Genomic DNA, 15,397 nt, shown 5'->3' with positions numbered 1-15,397 from the left:
AGAAAACACTGTGTCACCGGAGAAAACCGATGGCACAGATCCAACTACAAAAAGTTAGCCCCGAAACCCTGAACCCGGCAACGCCCGAGGCCAGAGACTTTTTGCAGCGCATCAAAATTGGTGTGTGGCTTAACTGCGACGTCAGGCAAGCCCGAAACTATCTCTTTCACAAACGCTTCTTTGCTCTGCTGAATCTTGGGTTCGAATACTGGACACCGGGCGGTGGTGCGATAACCCAATCCGAAAAAGATTATCTGCATGGTTACGTGAGGTATCTGATTTCCATTGCTGGTAACGAAGATACCCTCCTGGAAACGGAACAGCTATACCACGATAGACAGGGGCAATGGCGCACAAAAGAAGTCGCGATCACCAAATCTTTTGAATCCTTCAGAAAATGGGCCATCGTTGAGGCTGGTTTTTACGATACGTTTATCCTGCCAGGTAACACCGTTCGCCGTGAGGCTAAATCAATCTCTTTTGCCAACATGAGCGAAGCTGAATTTTTTCAGGTTTACAAAGCTGTTTTCAACGTTCTTTGGAACACAATCCTCTTTAAAAAATTTCGCAATTACCAGGAAGCAGACAATGTGGCCATGCAGCTACTGGAGTTTGCCGCGTGAACCAGAATCCATACTGCAAAGCACTTGAAGCACTGCGTAACCGCCAGTCACACAAATTGAAAGAAGTCGGTGACCAGTGGCGCACACCCGACGCAATCTGGTGGGGCATAAACGCCAAATTTGGCCCGTTTTCACTTGACCTGTTTGCCGACGACCACAACACCAAATGTGATAACTATTACACCGCCGAAGATAATGCGATGGCGCAGAGATTAATCACGGATACTTGGGTGAACAGAGGAGCTTGGCAGAATGAGTTATTGAATTTGAAGTAATCCCCGATTTGTTGAGAAATGTTGAGGTCAAAAGCTATGCGCAGAAATATGCAAGAAGTTTTAGAACGGTGGGGCCGGTGGGCCGCGAGTGAAGAATACTGCTCTCAGGTGGACTGGCCTGCGATGTCGGTATCGCCGCACCGTGCACGGCATAGCGGCAAACCAGTTTGTACTGACGAAGACGGGCGGGTCATTGATCGTTGCGTTTCAAAACTAAAAGAATCACGTGACCGCGAAGCGATTATGATACTGGGTTTACGCTTCGTAGGAGGCTTGCCATTGAGAAATATTGCATCAGCCCTGGGTATGACTGTAAATCAGGTTAGAACGTCTCTGTGCGCTTCCGAGGCGTTTTTAACAGGGTGTTTAACGGTGCTGGGAACCAGACTGGATATGGATCCGGAGGTCGCCGCATAAAATACTTGTGTGCGCACAAAAACCTGTGCTAGTCTTCTAACATCTAGAATTATGATTTAATTTTACGACCTCAATTTCAAAGCCTCGCTTCTTCGGATGCGGGGCTTTCGTGTTTCTGGACTATCGAAAACATTAAACTGTCAAAAACGAGCCTTTCATATGCTGATTTGGCTGAACGCCAATAGTGGCGTTTTGTTATGAAAATGTTGCTGTTTATTTTTGCCGAATAAGGCTGAGAAAACATGCCTTTTTGCGGCTTTAGGGTGACATTTCAACTTGGGGCTACAGACGCGGTGCGCGAAATGACCATTATGTTAAATAGCCCCCGTTTTGCTGATTTGTTACGTTTATTCAGGCTATAAAATTTGACGTGTTAAAATTAGTTTGTTAAAAGATAAGCGTTTCTTAATAAACCAAATGGAATTTGGATGCAAGAGTTAAGTGATGCAAAGTGGGTTTACAGTTTTAATGGTAGTTCTTCAACTTACGATCTTAGTCCCACCTTCAAAACAAACGTCGAGCGTTTTATCAAAGCATTGAAAGAAAGCGGAGCCAGAGTCACTGTCTCTGCGACCTTAAGACCTCCGCAAAGAGCATATCTGATGCACTGGGCGTGGATGATAGCTAACCGTAAAATTATGCCAGCTAAGGTGCCGTCCTATCCGGGGATCGCTATAAAGTGGGATCACGGAACGCTGGATAAAAGTATTTCAGCAGCTAAACGCATGGTAAGTGCATATGGTATGCAGGGGTTACATGTCGCTCCCGCGCTGAGGAGCAGACATACGGAAGGAAATGCCATAGATATGAATATATCATGGACAGGCACCTTGAAAATTGCTAACGCAAGCGGCGAAACTATTGAAATTAAAAGTGCTCCCAGTTCAGGTATGAACTCTGAATTGCATAAAGTGGCAAAAACTTACGGAGTAATTAAGTTTCTTGGGGGATTTAAAGACGTCCCCCATTGGTCAACGGATGGGCGATAAATGAAAATACACAATTTAATACTGGCATGTCTTGTATTTAGTGGGTGTGCTCACTCAAATGTTGATAAGACCCCTACTAAAAGCTTGGAAATAAAAACCTTCATCGATGCGGCTGACAACTGCCAATATTTTGCGGGTGAATGGGATAGCAACCTGACTAAAGAGCGTCAGCGTTATATTGAGATACAGGTTGATAAGTATTGTGGTGAAGCTAAGAGACTTAAGGAAAAGCTCAAAGTTGAATACAAAGGCAATGCAGACGTCGAAGCTGAATTAAACAATTACGATTTCGACTGAAGCAACAACATATTATACAAGGGCCGCCCTTCGGGGTGGCCCTTTTTTATTTTATAATACCCAGCGGGGTAAGGACATATGCAAATGCCGGAGAAAAGCCCTGACTTTTGGGCAGCAGGTATCGCATGGCTGCTATCAGTCAAAGAGCAAGGCATTGCCGCAGTGCTGGCCGGAGTAATGGCTTGGTTGCGTGGCAAGTACGAAGGCGATGGTGGTTGGAAGTCATTTTTTGATGCGCTGATGTGCTCCATCTTTGGCTGGTTTGTCAAAGATGGGTTGTCTCTTATTGGCGTAGGCACTGATTGGGCGTATTTCGCCAGCGTAATTATCGGATACCTCGGTACCCGATATTTCGGCGGTCGGATAAAAGATCTGGCTGATAGAAAAATGGGAGCGGCTAAATGACGACAACCACAACACCCCGCGGTATACGAAATAATAACCCCGGCAATATCCGCTGGGGTGATGATTGGCAGGGATTAGTACCAGAAGGGCAGCGCACTGATAAATCCTTTTGCCAGTTTAAAACGCCAGAATATGGTATCCGGGCGATGATCATTATTCTGCGCAACTACCAGTGTAAGCACGCTATTAAGACGATCAGCGGCATTGTCAATCGCTGGGCACCACCGGTGGAAAACAACACGCAGGCGTATATTAACAGCGTGGCAAAATCAGTGGGCGTTGAGGCAGACCAACAGATTGATGTAACAGACAGTAGGGTAATGATCCCTTTGCTGGAGGCAATAATTCAGCATGAGAACGGCCAACAGCCCTATGGATTTGCTGTATTTGTTAAAACGCTGGATTTGCTATGAAGCTCGGTGATTTATTCAGCGTTCTCACGCCAGCCATAATGATGGCCCTCGCGTTTACCGCTTCTTCCTATCGCGACAGCTACCAGCACGCCCTCGACAAGCAGCGCGAGTTTGCACAACTGGCTGAATCCAGACAAAAAATCATCGTTGATATGCAGGCCAGACAGCACGTTGTGGCGGATATTGATGCTAAATACACAAGGGAGCTAACCGATGCTAAGGCTAATATCGATCAGCTTGAGCGTAGCGTTATCGCTGGTAACCAGCGGTTGCGCGTCAACGCCAGTTGCAAGCCCGTGCCCGGTGCCGCCACCGCCACCGGCCTGGATGATGCAAGCCGCGCCGGACTTAATGACACCGCTCAACGGGATTATTTCACTCTCAGAAAGCGAATCGAAATTGCCCGAAGCCAAATAGCGGGGTTGCAGGATTATATCCGTAATGTGTGCTTGAAGTAAGGCCACGCGGCTTTACAGCACAACAGGTAAAAATGAAGAGAAACGGAGCGGAAAAGAATGACAACTATTGCATGGGATGGAGTAGTTCTCGCATCGGATACACAGTCAACCACTGGCGATATGATTTGCTCACTGAAAGAGAAAAAAATATTCCAGCTAAAAGAAAATGAGATGTGGAATATCAACGGCGAAAAAATTCAGGCGTTTGGAGCTGCGGGCGATTGTGGTTGTGAGACGGCAATAATTGAACACCTCGTAACTGGAATGAATTATAAATCTGATTTCCCGGAAATTATGTCATTTAGCGCTATTGCAATAGTCGGAAAGAATGTTTCGTATCTTATCTTCAAAGAGAAAGACAAAAAGACAGCTTCAATATCCCTGCATATAGATTTCTTTTCTGTTGGTTCAGGGAGTGTAATTGCGCGTACGGCGATGAGCCTTGGTCGTAATGCTATTGAAGCAGTGAAAGTAGCGATTGATATGGATGTTTATTCTGGCGGCGACGTTAATTTATATCGAATTGAATAATAATTTCATAAGGTAAGAAAAAGGAAATTTATTTTATGGCAAAAAGACTCAATGCTAAGAAAGAGCTTTTTTGCCGGGAATTTATTGTTGACTTAAAAGCTGGCCCGGCAGCGATCCGGGCGGGATATAGCAAAAAAACAGCCTATAGCGCGGGGCCTCGCCTGTTACTTGAACCGGAAGTTGTTCAGCGTATCAACCAACTGAAACAGGAACGGATAGAGCAATTAGGCGTTGATGCCAACTACGTTTTGTTACGTCTGGTTGAAATTGATCAGATGGATACACTGGATATTCTCAATGAGGATATGACCATTAAGCCTGTAAGTGACTGGCCTTTGGTCTGGCGTCGATATTTAAGCGGTTTCGACCTGGCTGAAATGTTTGAAGGCCGGGGTGATGATCGCGAAATGGTTGGTATCCTCAAAAAAATAAAGTGGCCTGATAAGGTGAAAAACCTTGAGCTTCTTGGTAAGCATGTGAGTGTGCAGGCGTTTCGTGATCAGATTAGCAACGAACTGACAGGTGCAAACGGTGGGCCTATTCAGCATACGCATACTGCATCGGAGTTAACAGATGAACAACTTGCAGCAATCATCGGTAATCAGTAAAGAAGATGCTGCCAAAGAACTGTTACAGCGCCGTCATGCTCGCAGAAGTCTGCATAATTTTATTCAGTACATTAACCCGGAATATATTACCAGCCCGTTTTCTAAAACAGTTTGTGAAGCGCTGGATCAATTTCTGCTGGAGACGATGGAGGGGAAACGCCCCGTTTTGATACTGGGTGCGCCGCCGCAACATGGGAAGTCTGATATTGTCTCTCGCTATCTTCCGGCGTACTTCTTTGGTAAATATCCCGATAAGCGTATCGGTGCTTTATCATATTCATCGGATTTAGCCGGGGATATGAATGCCGATGTGCAACGTATCATGGCATCAGATGAATACCGGTTATTATTTCCTGAAAGCTGGTCTGGTAATAAAGCCAAAGACGGTGTAGCAGTTAAACGTAATTCTGATGGATTTGGGATAGCTAACTACAAGGGTAGCTATGTTTGTGCGGGTGTCGGTGGGCCTTTAACGGGTAAAAAAGTCGACCTTGGTATTATTGATGATCCAATAAAGAACTCTAAGGAAGCACTTAGCCCTACTACTAAAAAATCTATCTGGAACTGGTATGTTTCGACTTTTAAAACCCGTCTGTCGAAAAACAGCGGTGAAATTATTATGGCGACCCGCTGGGCAACGGATGATTTGTCAGGCCGCGTTATTGCCAATAGCCCCAAAGCAAAAGTGTTAGCGTTCCCGGCAATTAACAAGCAGGGCGAAGCGCTGGTTCCTGAATTACATCCGCTCGATAAGCTGTTAGAGACGAAAGCTATTTTGGGCAACTATTTCTGGTCGGCAATGTACCAACAATCGCCCAAACCGGGTGACGGGCAGATATTCCAGGAAGGTTGGGTCAGATATTACTTACCTAAAGATCTGCCAGCCAAATTCGATACCGTTATCCACAGTTGGGATATGACCTTTAAAGACAGCGAAGGGACGGACTATGTTGTCGGCCAGGTATGGGGCAAAAAAGACGCCAACGCCTACCTGTTGCATCAGACACGCGCCCGCATGAGCTTCACACAGACGTTAAAAGCGGTTAAACGTCAGTCTGATATGTTCCCGGAAGGGCGTCGAAAATACGTTGAGGACAAAGCTAACGGGCCTGCTGTTATCGATTCGTTAAAATCCACGATATCCGGGCTGATCCCTGTCGAGCCGGATGGTAGCAAAGTTGCCCGCGCTCATGCGGTAACGGCTGAGTGGGAATCAGGCAACGTATTCCTGCCACATCCGAGTACAACCCCCTGGATAGCTGAAACCGTCGAAGAAATTACCACATTCCCGTTTGGTGCTCACGACGACACGGTCGATGCCATGACCCAGGCGCTACGCAAGCTATACACCAAAAAAGGCAGTTTCTTTACAACGAAGAGGTAACTATGTGGCCGTTTAAGAGGCGTAAAAATCAGGTAGCGCCGGTTAAACGGTCGGCGTTCACTACTCAGCTTTATCCCGCACTGGCGCGTTCGGAGGGATTTAACGGTCTGGAATTACCGCAACCTGTTATTAGCGGTGTGGCGATGGACTCCATCGACGGTGCCGTGCCTGCATTCAAAGGTGGGAATGTTTACGGTGTTCCCGAAGCACAGGCTATGTGGTACGCCAGTCAGGGTTTTATCGGCAACAATATGTGCGCGGTGATAGCCAAACACTGGCTGGTGGATAAGGCGTGTAATATGCCCGCGCGCGATGCTATCCGGCAGGGCTATGATCTGGACTGCGACGATAAAGATGTCGCTAAATTGCTCATAAAACGCAGCAAAAAATACCGCATCAATCAGGCGATGAAAGAGTTGATCCATTTTGGTCGAGTATACGGTGGCCGTCTGGCGCTGTTTGTCGTTGAGACTTCAAACCCCAAAGAGTGGTATGAAAACCCCTTTAACCTTGATGGTGTGGCCAGAGGAAGTTACAAGGGTATTAAGCAGATCGACCCGCAGTGGGTGACGCCTGAACTGACGGAGGCTAACCTGCAAGATCCGGCAGGGCTGGATTTTTACGAACCCACGTATTACGTGATTGCCGGTCGCCGGTACCATAAATCGCATTTTGTTAAATTCGTGCCCTTCCCGGTACCGAATGTTCTCAAGCCTACCTACAACTATTTTGGTGTATCCGTGCCTGAGCGCATCTACGAGCGCGTTTACGCCTCAGAACGTACAGCTAACGAAGCCCCTGAACTGGCGATGACCAAGCGTCTGTTGACGATGGGTATCAGCGATCTGGAAAGCGCAGATAAAGCGACCGTCAGCGAGAATATGTCCTATTTCATTGAAATGCGTGACAACTACGGCGTTCACGTTACCGGCAGTACCGATACCGTGCAGCAGTTTGATACCTCACTGGCCGATCTCGACGCCACCATTATGACGCAATATCAACTGGTCGCGGCGGGCGCGAATGTTCCGGTCACAAAACTTCTTGGCACCACTCCGAAAGGCTTTAACGCCACGGGAGAGTATGAGGAAGCCAGCTATCGCGAGGAACTGGAGAGCATTCAGTCGAACGACCTTGAAGAACTGCTACAGCGCCATTTCGATATGTTGTTGCGTAGTGCGGGCCTGCCTGTTGTTGAAGTCAGTATCAACTGGAAACCGCTTGATAGCCCGACCGCAGCAGAATATGCCGATATTGAACTGAAGCAGGCACAAACAGCCTCTGCATATGCTACAGCCGGAGCCATTGACGGCTACGACATTCGTAAAAAACTGGCGGCAGATAAAGAGTCGAGTTACTACGGGCTGGACATGAGCGATGAAGAAGAAAATCAGATTCCGGGAGAAACGGGCGCGGTGGGCGGCATCCCGAGAGGCGGTAATGAAGGGGAAAGCGCTGACTTATCCAGCCGCCCCGGCAACACGCTACAACCAGGCTATGTCGCAACTGGTGCGCCAGATGATAGCTGACTATCAGGCAACCTTTACCCAACTGAATGATGACTTTGCCCCGGTTGGCATGGATGCCAGCGTTGCCAGCCAGACCCGTATCTGGCTGAACCGCCTGAAACGTAAATGGGACGGTATTTTCAACAAAAAAGCGGCAGAAATAGCGGATAAGTTTGTTTCCCAGACCGATCTGGCGGCACAACGTAATCTGAACGATTCTCTAAAAACGCTATCCGGGGGGCTGACAATAAAAACGCCTGATATGCCGGGTGAGATGAAAGAGCGTCTTACCGCTGCCACCGCTGAGAACGTCGCGCTGATTAAAACCATTCCTGAACAGTTTCATCGCAGGATTGAGGGCGCAGCGCTGCGATCAGTCAGCCACCCAGGCGAGGGAGCCAAAACCCTTCTTGATGAAATCAGGCAAACCGGCACGGTGACAGAAAAACGGGCGCAGTTTATCGCTGTGGATCAGAGCCGGAAAATTACCACGGCATCTAACTATGAGCGGATGAAATCAGCCGGTATCCGTAAAGCGGTCTGGCATCACTCAGCCGGTAGCGCTGAACCCAGAGAACTGCATCTCAGGTTAGACGGCCAGACGTTTGATCTGGATAACCCCCCTGTTATTGATGAAAAAACAGGTCAGCGTGGCCTGCCCGGTACGCTGCCCAACTGCAAATGCTTCTGGACGCCGGTTGTGGATTTTGGTGACACCTCATGAACGAAACTAAACGAACGTATGACCTCAATGGCTGTCTGGAAGTAAAAGACAACCCCATCTCAAAAGTTGGGGTTTTTGATTATCTGGGGGCTGAGATTAATGCCCCTGATCCCAGCCGTATCTATCGCGTGTATCGACCGGAGGAGGAGCTACGGAGCATCGATACAATTAACTCTTTCCGGCTGATGCCTTTCATTGATGAGCACGAAATGCTGGGTAAAGACGCCACCCCCGCTGAGAAAAAAGGGATACAGGGCGTCATTGGTGAAAATATCTGGTTTGATTACCCCTACTTACGGGGAAACATCAAAATTCTCTCCAACTCCGCACTGAGCAATATCAGCAGCGGAAAGATAGATTTATCGCCCGGCTATCGATGCCGCTATGACTTCACCCCTGGCAATTTCAACGGCCAGCCCTATGACGCTGTTCAGCGGCATATCAGAGCAAACCACCTTGCGCTGGTGGACGAAGGGCGAACCGGCCCTGATGTCTCCGTGCAGGATCACGTTATAACCATAGATACCAAGGAACTCATTCGCATGAATCCAGATGATGACAAAAACAAGCCCACGACTGATGAAGGTGGTTTTACTCCCGAGCAGGTTGAGCAAATCAAACAGATTGTTGTGGCAGCGCTGGCGGCGGGTAAGCCAACAACGGACGATCCCGATCCGAATGCACCCGCCGACCCTACTGACCCCGTTGATCCGACAGCAGCAGCCGAAGGGGCAGCAGCAGCCGAAGAAGGCGCGGAGGCGGCGGTAGAAGCGGCGGAGGCGGCATCGGAGGCAGCAGAAACCGGGGAGCCTACTGCTATCGAAAATGCTGAAACGGCTATCGAGTCGGCAGAATCGGCTATCGAAGAGGCGAAAGAGCATCTCGACCAGGCCACCACTGACAGCCTCAGTCGTCGGCTTAAACGCCTGCGCAGAAGTATTGGCACGGTAGATACCATCGCCGCGCTGAAACGCAAGGTGGCAAAACTGGAGAAAAGCAAACCGACAATGGATACCGGGGCGCTGCTGAAACAAATCGGTGCCCGCGATGAACTGGCGCGTAAGTTAACGCCATTCGTTGGTGTGTTCGATCATGCTCCCATGACGGCGCAACAGGTCGCTGAATATGGCGTTGAAAAGCTGGGTATCCAGTGTGGTAAAGGCACTGAAGCTATCGCGCTGGATGCGTGGATGCAGGGGCGCGTACCGGATTCCCAAAAACCGTCTGTTGCGATGGATAAGGCCGTCAGCAACCAGTCAATTTTAGATAAATGGGGCGATAAATAATGGCAATCCCGAAATCTGTAGCAAACGGCATGATCTCCGGCGTAGTCGGTGAAGTCAGCCACTTTGGCCCACTTCGCGCCACCAGTGCCGTTCTGGACTCAGCCGATGAAAAAAAGAATCTGTTTGGTCTGGCCTATACCTACAAAGACGCCAGTGTTGAATCTGTGCAGCCAGGCGGTAACGGCGCGTTTGCGGGGATCATGATTAACCCGAAAGCGTATCGTATTGAGACTGAATATGCCCGCAACGGAACTCAGGGTGAGTTTCTCACAATGGGTGAATTAAACGTACAGCTTGAAGCGTCAGGCACGGTTAATGCGCCGGTCATTTTTAGCGAGACAGACGGAAAACTATCGGTCAAAGAAAAACCAGCGACGGGTGACCGCGTGATCGGTTTTGTCTCACGCCATTTGCCTTCTGCTGAAACACCTAACTTGTGTGTATTACGTCTGACCGAGATCCCGTACCCAACCCCTGCACCAACTGGAGATGCCTGATATGGCCCTGAGCAAAGAAAAATTTTATATGTCGGGCCGTGAGATCCGCAGACGCGGGCCGCTGAATATTAAACCTGATCAGAAATGGACATACAACGAGCTGGGGCAACTTGGCTTCGGCGGTCTGGCGGCGATGGACTCCGCGTTGACCGGCCCTGCGGTAAGCGGTGGTCTTATTCACCGTGAAATGCTGCAACATGTTTTACCCGGTCTTATCCGCACGGCGACCCGTGTTCGTGTTCTGGATGAAATTACCGGGGTAATGAACGCGGGTGAGTGGCATGATGAAGAGATTATTCTGAACGTGGCAACGCCGGTAGGCAAACCTGAACTGTACGGTGACCATACCAATATCCCGCTGGCTTCCTATGCGCAGGATCAGGAACGTCGCGGCATTGTGCGCTTTGAGCAGGGTTTTCAGGTCGGTAAGCTGGAAGAGGCTCGTCAGTCGGCGGCAGGCTTTGAGGCGGCAGCAGAAAAACGCAACGCGGCAACCGAATCACTTGAGCAGGGACGCGAGCGCGTCGGCTATCAGGGTTTTAACAGCCCGACTACCCGTGTTTTTGGGTTGTTGAACGATCCGAACCTCCCGGCTTATGAAACTGCAACCAAGCCCTGGCTGACGGCCACGTTCGATGAGATCACAAAGGACATTACCGATATGTTCTCACGTCTCGAAACGAACTCTGGTGGCATTATCCGCGACGATACGCCTATCACGTTGACGTTGCCGCTGGGGTTCCGTTCTGCGCTGAACATCTCTAATCCGGTCGCCAAAGGTGAAACCGTCAAAGAGTGGATCAACAACAACTATCCCAATATGCGCCAGGTCTTTTCACCTGAATTCAAAGGTGCGAATGGCGGGGCAAATATTGCCTATATGTTTGCCGATAGTGTGGATGATGGCTCTACCGCAACCAGCGCAACTATCTTGCAGGTTGTGCCAGTGAAATACCAGTTGCTGGGGTCTGAGAACCAGATCAAGGGCTATCTGGAGGATGCCACCAATGCCACTGCGGGTGTCATTGTCACCCGCCCCTGGGCGATCACTCGTCTGACAGGTCTCTGATAACAGCCCTCAATTTGAGGGCTTAATCTTTAAGGATTATCCATGTCTATCTACGTTTATTCCACGCTCTCCAATGACCAGAATTACGCACTGGAAGCGGGCGGAACGGTATTTATTGCCGGAAAAGCCAATATCATGACCAAACAAATGTACACCCCGCGTGGTCGTGTTACCGAAATTACCGACGAACAGTACGTTGTACTGAGAAAGAATCATGTTTTTCAGTTACATGAAAAAAACGGTTTTATCGCGGTTGAGGAAATAAAAGCCGATCCCGAAAAAGTGGCGACCAATATGGAAGCCAGCGACCTGTCAGCGCCAGATACGCCTGAATCTCTTGAAGCAGAAAATAAAGAGGTTCCGAAAAACAACAAAAAAGGTAAATGATTATGGATGCTGGCACCTTTCCCCTCGAAGCATTTCGTGTTCTTTATCCGCAATTCAACGATGTGCCTGCTGATGATATTTTTATTATCGCCAAATCAGCGACCTGTTATTTCTCGGAATGTCAGGGGATCTGCACCAGTGAACTGTGGATGCTGGTGGTTACGCATATGTTGATGTTGCGCCAAATGGCGGCGAAAGGAGAATCCCCTTCGGGGGCGGTGACCAGCGCCACAATCGATAAAGTGAGCGTGTCATTTGCTGCCCCGCCGACGAGTTCAAACTGGTCACACTGGTACAACCTGACGCCATTCGGCCAGCAATATCTGGCGTTGATTAAACGCTGTAGTGTACCGCGCTATATCGGTGGCATGGGAGAACGTGCCGCTTTTCGTAGCGTGGGTGGCCGGTTCCCGATGCGCGGGAGGCTGAGACGATGAGTAATTTTGCCAGGCTGAAAGCGGTCTACGATGAACTGAACAAAAAGCAGTTGAAGATCGGATTTTTTGAGCACAGTAAATATCCGGACGGTACGCCGATTGCTTATGTCGCGGCCATTCAGGAGTTGGGTTACGGGCCTATTCCTCCTCGTCCTTTTTTTCGCCCCGCGATGTCTGAGAACCGGGCAGATTACCAAGCATTGATTAAGCGTGCGGTAAACGCTGCTATATCAGGAAGTCTCGATATTGATGATGGACTGAATCAGGTTGGTGCAAAAGCCGCAGGCGATGTACAGATGGTAATCCGTTCTGTTAACGAGCCTCCGCTATCAATGGTGACGCTTTTGATGCGTAAGCGAAGAAAGCAGCCTGATTTTAAGGCGGGAGGAAAAGAGGTAGGGATAGCCTGGCTCGATGCTAATTTTGTAGGCCCTCGTATGAAAAATGACAAAACACTGGATATATCTGGGGTGAGCATCAAGCCATTGGTAGATACCGGACTGATGTTACAGGCGGTTACGTATGTGGTGGAGGAAAAAACATGACAGATGAAGAAATCAGCGATTTTATGCTGTTGTCACCGGCTGTAGCGCTTGTGGATTTTGTTCGAAATAAAGAAGGTTTTCGTCAGATAGCGCACCGCGTGAGAGAGCTTTCCAGCGTTCCAGAACTTGAGCGTATTGACGCTTTTTCAATGGCATGCTTAGTAATGGGTGTGGAGAAAAATCAGGGTTTGAGTTAGTTAACATCCTCAGTGATTCTTCCGCTCGTTCAAGTTTTAACATTACTCCCGACAGCCTCCGGTCAAGGATGGTTTTGGTGCAAATTACGGCACCGAAGCCAGCGTAGCCGGTTCGATACAGGTATTTTTCTATTATGGGTTCGAAAGCATCCAGGTCTTCGGGAGGTTGCTCACCCAGGCACATCAAAATAATAAACAGATATTCATCGATTCTCAGGCTGTGTGGAATGCTGCGCAGAAATTCAGTTAGCGCCACGCGGGGATCTTCATGATTCAACATAGTTTCTTCCTTATGCAGATTAACTTGTAAATATATCTCTTAACCGGGATGTTATCACCCTGATATCCCAGGGTGCAGTAAAACTGCGCTCTTATATGATGTCAGGCAGTGGAGGACAAATAATGTTTGGCAATCTCTACAACGTGGCTGCACGGGTGATCCCACAGCAGACAGCTTTCTGGTATCGGTTTAAGTCGCGCGCATTAGACGACCTTGGCAAATGGGTAGCGCAGTACCATCCGCCAGAATCGGTCACGGGTAGCTGGCAGGCGGTGGATACGCAGGATGTACAGGAGATGGGGCTGGTGACCGGCAAAGTTTATCGGCGGCTCTACACTTCGCACGATATTCACGCTATCCAACGGGGGGATGCACCGGATTATCTGGTGTTCAACGGCAAACGCTATGACGTCACCGGTGATGCTGACTGGTACGCGCAGGACGGCTGGAAGTCTGTTCTTTGCATTGAGGCGGGAAACGATGACGGATAACGAGGTTTACATCGCCATCCGGCACCAGATGCTGGCGCAAATGAATAATGCAGGGCTTTCGATACCTGTTGTTGCCGGGTTTCAGTCAACCAAGCAGGGGAGGGAAGACTGCTTCGTTATGTTCTTTCCCATCAACGAGGCAGGCCACGGATGGCAGGCGCGAAACTATCAGGTCGCTGGCACTGATGCGAACCACAAAGAAACTCAGTTGGTGGAAAAAACGTTGCAGGTTCAGGGGCTGGTATCCGATGCCAGTGAACTTACAGCGACCGACCTGACTGCCACGGTTCGAATGATAGTGAATTCACTACCTTTTGTTGATGCGCTACAAAAACAGGGAGTGGGGGTACAACGTGCTTCCGGTATTCGAACGCCTTATTTTATCAATGACCAGGGGGATAATGCCGATCATTTAAGGTGTACTAGCTCAGACCTGATCTGACAGTTACCGGTTATTTATACAGGTGTCTGTCAGATTAAATCTGGTTCAGATTTTTTTCTGCCCAGACCCGTTTACCATCAAGTAAAGTTGCCATTGGCGTACGCCCGCAGCACATTTTACCCTGATGAGTTCGCTCATTATTGTAATGCCACAACCAGTTGTCCAGATCTGCCTGCAGGCTTTCCAGGTCTCCATATAACTTCTTGCGGAACGTAACCTGATAAAAATCCTGCAAAATGGTTTTATGGAAGCGCTCGCAGATACCGTTCGTCTGTGGAGACATCGCCTTCGTTTTCGTATGGTCGATATCGTTGATGGCCAGATAAAGCTGATAATCATGCTGCTCCACTTTACCACAGTACTCCGTACCCCTGTCGGTCAGTATTCTCAGCATCGGCAGTCCCTGAGCCTCGTAGAACGGCAATACGCGATCATTGAGCAGGTCGGCGGCGGTGATCGGCGTTTTACTTGTATACAGCTTGCAGTGTGCCACTTTTGAGTACGTATCCACAAACGTCTGCTGGTAGATACGGCCAACACCTTTCAGATTGCCCACGTAGAAGGTGTCCTGCGAGCCCAGATAACCCGGATGTGCCGTCTCGATTTCGCCGCTGGCCTCATCATCATGCGCCTTTTTCTCCAGCGCTGCGATTTGGGCATCGGTAAGCACAATGCCTTCTTTAGCGACTTTCTCCTCAAGCGCCTTCAGGCGTTTACGGAAGTTCTCCAGGTCGTGTCGTTGCCAGATGGAGCGCACGCCGCTGCCGGAGATAAACACGCCTTTTTTACGAAGTTCATTGCTAGTCCGATGCTGACCATGAGCCGGGAACTCAACGGCGTACTCAACAACCGCACGTTCCGTGGCCTCATCGGCGCGGTTCTTCAGGTTGGGTACCCTACGACTTTGATTAACCAGCGCATCAATACCGCCTTCTTCAGCCAGTTCCTGATAACGGTAAAACGTGTCTCGCGACACGCCCATGATCTTACAGGCTTTTGATACGTTACCGAGCTCTTCGTCCAGATTGAGTAAACCGGCTTTGTGTTTGATGATGGGATTGTTAGTATGAAGCATGAGAGTTACCTCGCGTTTTGTATAAGGATTCGACACCCATATCAAAACCGGTAACTCTC

Annotated in this window: 21 protein-coding genes and 2 pseudogenes; 21 read left to right on the top strand and 2 right to left on the bottom strand. The window is 49.1% G+C overall.

Features of this window, described 5'->3' with window-relative positions; translation table 11 throughout:
• Positions 1 to 29: 29 nt before the first annotated feature.
• The 19 genes and pseudogenes from LU633_RS19845 to LU633_RS19755 all read left to right on the top strand — a co-directional run bounded on the left by LU633_RS19845 (position 30) and on the right by LU633_RS19755 (position 12,853).
• Complete coding sequence (locus tag LU633_RS19845) at positions 30 to 623, top strand: DUF1367 family protein (RefSeq protein ID WP_046372051.1); 594 nt, start codon at positions 30 to 32, stop codon at positions 621 to 623.
• A pseudogene (locus tag LU633_RS19840) lies at positions 620 to 832 on the top strand (DNA N-6-adenine-methyltransferase); the annotation flags it as partial. The gene LU633_RS19845 and the pseudogene LU633_RS19840, both read left to right, overlap by 4 nt.
• A gap of 84 nt (positions 833 to 916) precedes the next feature.
• Complete coding sequence (locus tag LU633_RS19835) at positions 917 to 1,315, top strand: antiterminator Q family protein (protein ID WP_325175731.1); 399 nt, start codon at positions 917 to 919, stop codon at positions 1,313 to 1,315.
• 428 nt (positions 1,316 to 1,743) lie between these two features.
• The gene (locus LU633_RS19830) at positions 1,744 to 2,304 is read left to right on the top strand and encodes a hypothetical protein (protein WP_016192087.1); all 561 of its coding nucleotides are present in this window, start codon (positions 1,744 to 1,746) and stop codon (positions 2,302 to 2,304) included.
• Positions 2,305 to 2,601, top strand: a complete 297-nt coding sequence (locus LU633_RS19825) for a hypothetical protein (RefSeq protein ID WP_016192086.1) — start codon at positions 2,305 to 2,307, stop codon at positions 2,599 to 2,601.
• An 84-nt stretch (positions 2,602 to 2,685) separates the two neighbouring features.
• Positions 2,686 to 3,006 carry a phage holin, lambda family gene (locus tag LU633_RS19820; RefSeq protein ID WP_016192085.1) on the top strand — a complete coding sequence of 107 codons (321 nt, stop codon included), beginning with the start codon at positions 2,686 to 2,688 and terminating at the stop codon, positions 3,004 to 3,006.
• On the top strand, positions 3,003 to 3,419 hold the full coding sequence (locus tag LU633_RS19815) for a protein P5 (protein WP_016192084.1): 417 nt from the start codon (positions 3,003 to 3,005) through the stop codon (positions 3,417 to 3,419). Before LU633_RS19820 ends, LU633_RS19815 begins: the two co-directional genes overlap by 4 nt.
• Entirely contained in the window at positions 3,416 to 3,877 is a 462-nt protein-coding gene (locus LU633_RS19810) for a lysis protein (RefSeq protein WP_016192083.1), read from the top strand. Before LU633_RS19815 ends, LU633_RS19810 begins: the two co-directional genes overlap by 4 nt.
• Before the next feature lie 57 nt (positions 3,878 to 3,934).
• On the top strand, positions 3,935 to 4,408 hold the full coding sequence (locus LU633_RS19805) for an Ntn hydrolase family protein (protein WP_016192082.1): 474 nt from the start codon (positions 3,935 to 3,937) through the stop codon (positions 4,406 to 4,408).
• Positions 4,409 to 4,443: 35 nt separating this feature from the next.
• Entirely contained in the window at positions 4,444 to 5,016 is a 573-nt protein-coding gene (locus LU633_RS19800) for a terminase small subunit (protein WP_016192081.1), read from the top strand.
• Positions 4,982 to 6,400: a phage terminase large subunit gene (gene terL, locus LU633_RS19795; protein WP_016192080.1), complete on the top strand. Its 1,419-nt coding sequence runs from the start codon at positions 4,982 to 4,984 to the stop codon at positions 6,398 to 6,400. Before LU633_RS19800 ends, terL begins: the two co-directional genes overlap by 35 nt.
• Positions 6,401 to 6,402: 2 nt before the next feature.
• Entirely contained in the window at positions 6,403 to 7,929 is a 1,527-nt protein-coding gene (locus LU633_RS19790) for a phage portal protein (protein ID WP_016192079.1), read from the top strand.
• Positions 7,919 to 8,632, top strand: coding sequence for a phage head morphogenesis protein (locus tag LU633_RS19785; RefSeq protein WP_016192078.1), 714 nt, complete (start codon positions 7,919 to 7,921; stop codon positions 8,630 to 8,632). Before LU633_RS19790 ends, LU633_RS19785 begins: the two co-directional genes overlap by 11 nt.
• Positions 8,629 to 9,918, top strand: a complete 1,290-nt coding sequence (locus LU633_RS19780) for a DUF2213 domain-containing protein (protein ID WP_016192077.1) — start codon at positions 8,629 to 8,631, stop codon at positions 9,916 to 9,918. The genes LU633_RS19785 and LU633_RS19780 overlap by 4 nt, the downstream gene beginning before the upstream one ends.
• A complete protein-coding gene (locus LU633_RS19775) occupies positions 9,918 to 10,415 on the top strand; it encodes a structural cement protein Gp24 (protein ID WP_016192076.1) in 498 nt (165 codons plus the stop codon). The genes LU633_RS19780 and LU633_RS19775 overlap by 1 nt, the downstream gene beginning before the upstream one ends.
• 1 nt (position 10,416) lies before the next feature.
• The gene (locus LU633_RS19770) at positions 10,417 to 11,484 is read left to right on the top strand and encodes a major capsid family protein (protein ID WP_016192075.1); all 1,068 of its coding nucleotides are present in this window, start codon (positions 10,417 to 10,419) and stop codon (positions 11,482 to 11,484) included.
• 42 nt (positions 11,485 to 11,526) lie between these two features.
• Positions 11,527 to 11,871, top strand: a complete 345-nt coding sequence (locus LU633_RS19765) for a hypothetical protein (protein ID WP_016192074.1) — start codon at positions 11,527 to 11,529, stop codon at positions 11,869 to 11,871.
• The gene (locus LU633_RS19760) at positions 11,868 to 12,308 is read left to right on the top strand and encodes a DUF4054 domain-containing protein (protein ID WP_016192073.1); all 441 of its coding nucleotides are present in this window, start codon (positions 11,868 to 11,870) and stop codon (positions 12,306 to 12,308) included. Before LU633_RS19765 ends, LU633_RS19760 begins: the two co-directional genes overlap by 4 nt.
• Positions 12,305 to 12,853: a hypothetical protein gene (locus LU633_RS19755; protein ID WP_016192072.1), complete on the top strand. Its 549-nt coding sequence runs from the start codon at positions 12,305 to 12,307 to the stop codon at positions 12,851 to 12,853. The genes LU633_RS19760 and LU633_RS19755 overlap by 4 nt, the downstream gene beginning before the upstream one ends.
• A 21-nt stretch (positions 12,854 to 12,874) precedes the next feature.
• Here the strand turns inward: LU633_RS19755 and LU633_RS19750 are convergent, their stop codons facing one another.
• Positions 12,875 to 13,330, bottom strand: coding sequence for a hypothetical protein (locus LU633_RS19750; RefSeq protein WP_014544082.1), 456 nt, complete (start codon positions 13,328 to 13,330; stop codon positions 12,875 to 12,877).
• A gap of 122 nt (positions 13,331 to 13,452) precedes the next feature.
• On the opposite strand from LU633_RS19750, the gene LU633_RS19745 reads away from it, so the two are divergent.
• Together LU633_RS19745 and LU633_RS19740 are read left to right on the top strand one after the other, a co-directional pair.
• A complete protein-coding gene (locus LU633_RS19745) occupies positions 13,453 to 13,821 on the top strand; it encodes a phage collar protein (RefSeq protein WP_016192071.1) in 369 nt (122 codons plus the stop codon).
• A pseudogene (locus tag LU633_RS19740) lies at positions 13,811 to 14,221 on the top strand (phage gateway protein); the annotation flags it as partial. The gene LU633_RS19745 and the pseudogene LU633_RS19740, both read left to right, overlap by 11 nt.
• A 76-nt stretch (positions 14,222 to 14,297) precedes the next feature.
• Here the strand turns inward: LU633_RS19740 and LU633_RS19735 are convergent.
• Positions 14,298 to 15,338, bottom strand: coding sequence for an IS481 family transposase (locus tag LU633_RS19735; protein ID WP_046371818.1), 1,041 nt, complete (start codon positions 15,336 to 15,338; stop codon positions 14,298 to 14,300).
• Positions 15,339 to 15,397: the final 59 nt, after the last annotated feature.

The sequence above is a fragment of the Erwinia tracheiphila genome (assembly GCF_021365465.1).
Taxonomy (GTDB): domain Bacteria; phylum Pseudomonadota; class Gammaproteobacteria; order Enterobacterales; family Enterobacteriaceae; genus Erwinia; species Erwinia tracheiphila.
Note: the sequence above shows the minus strand (reverse complement) of the source record. Positions and strands in the feature narration are given on the sequence as shown.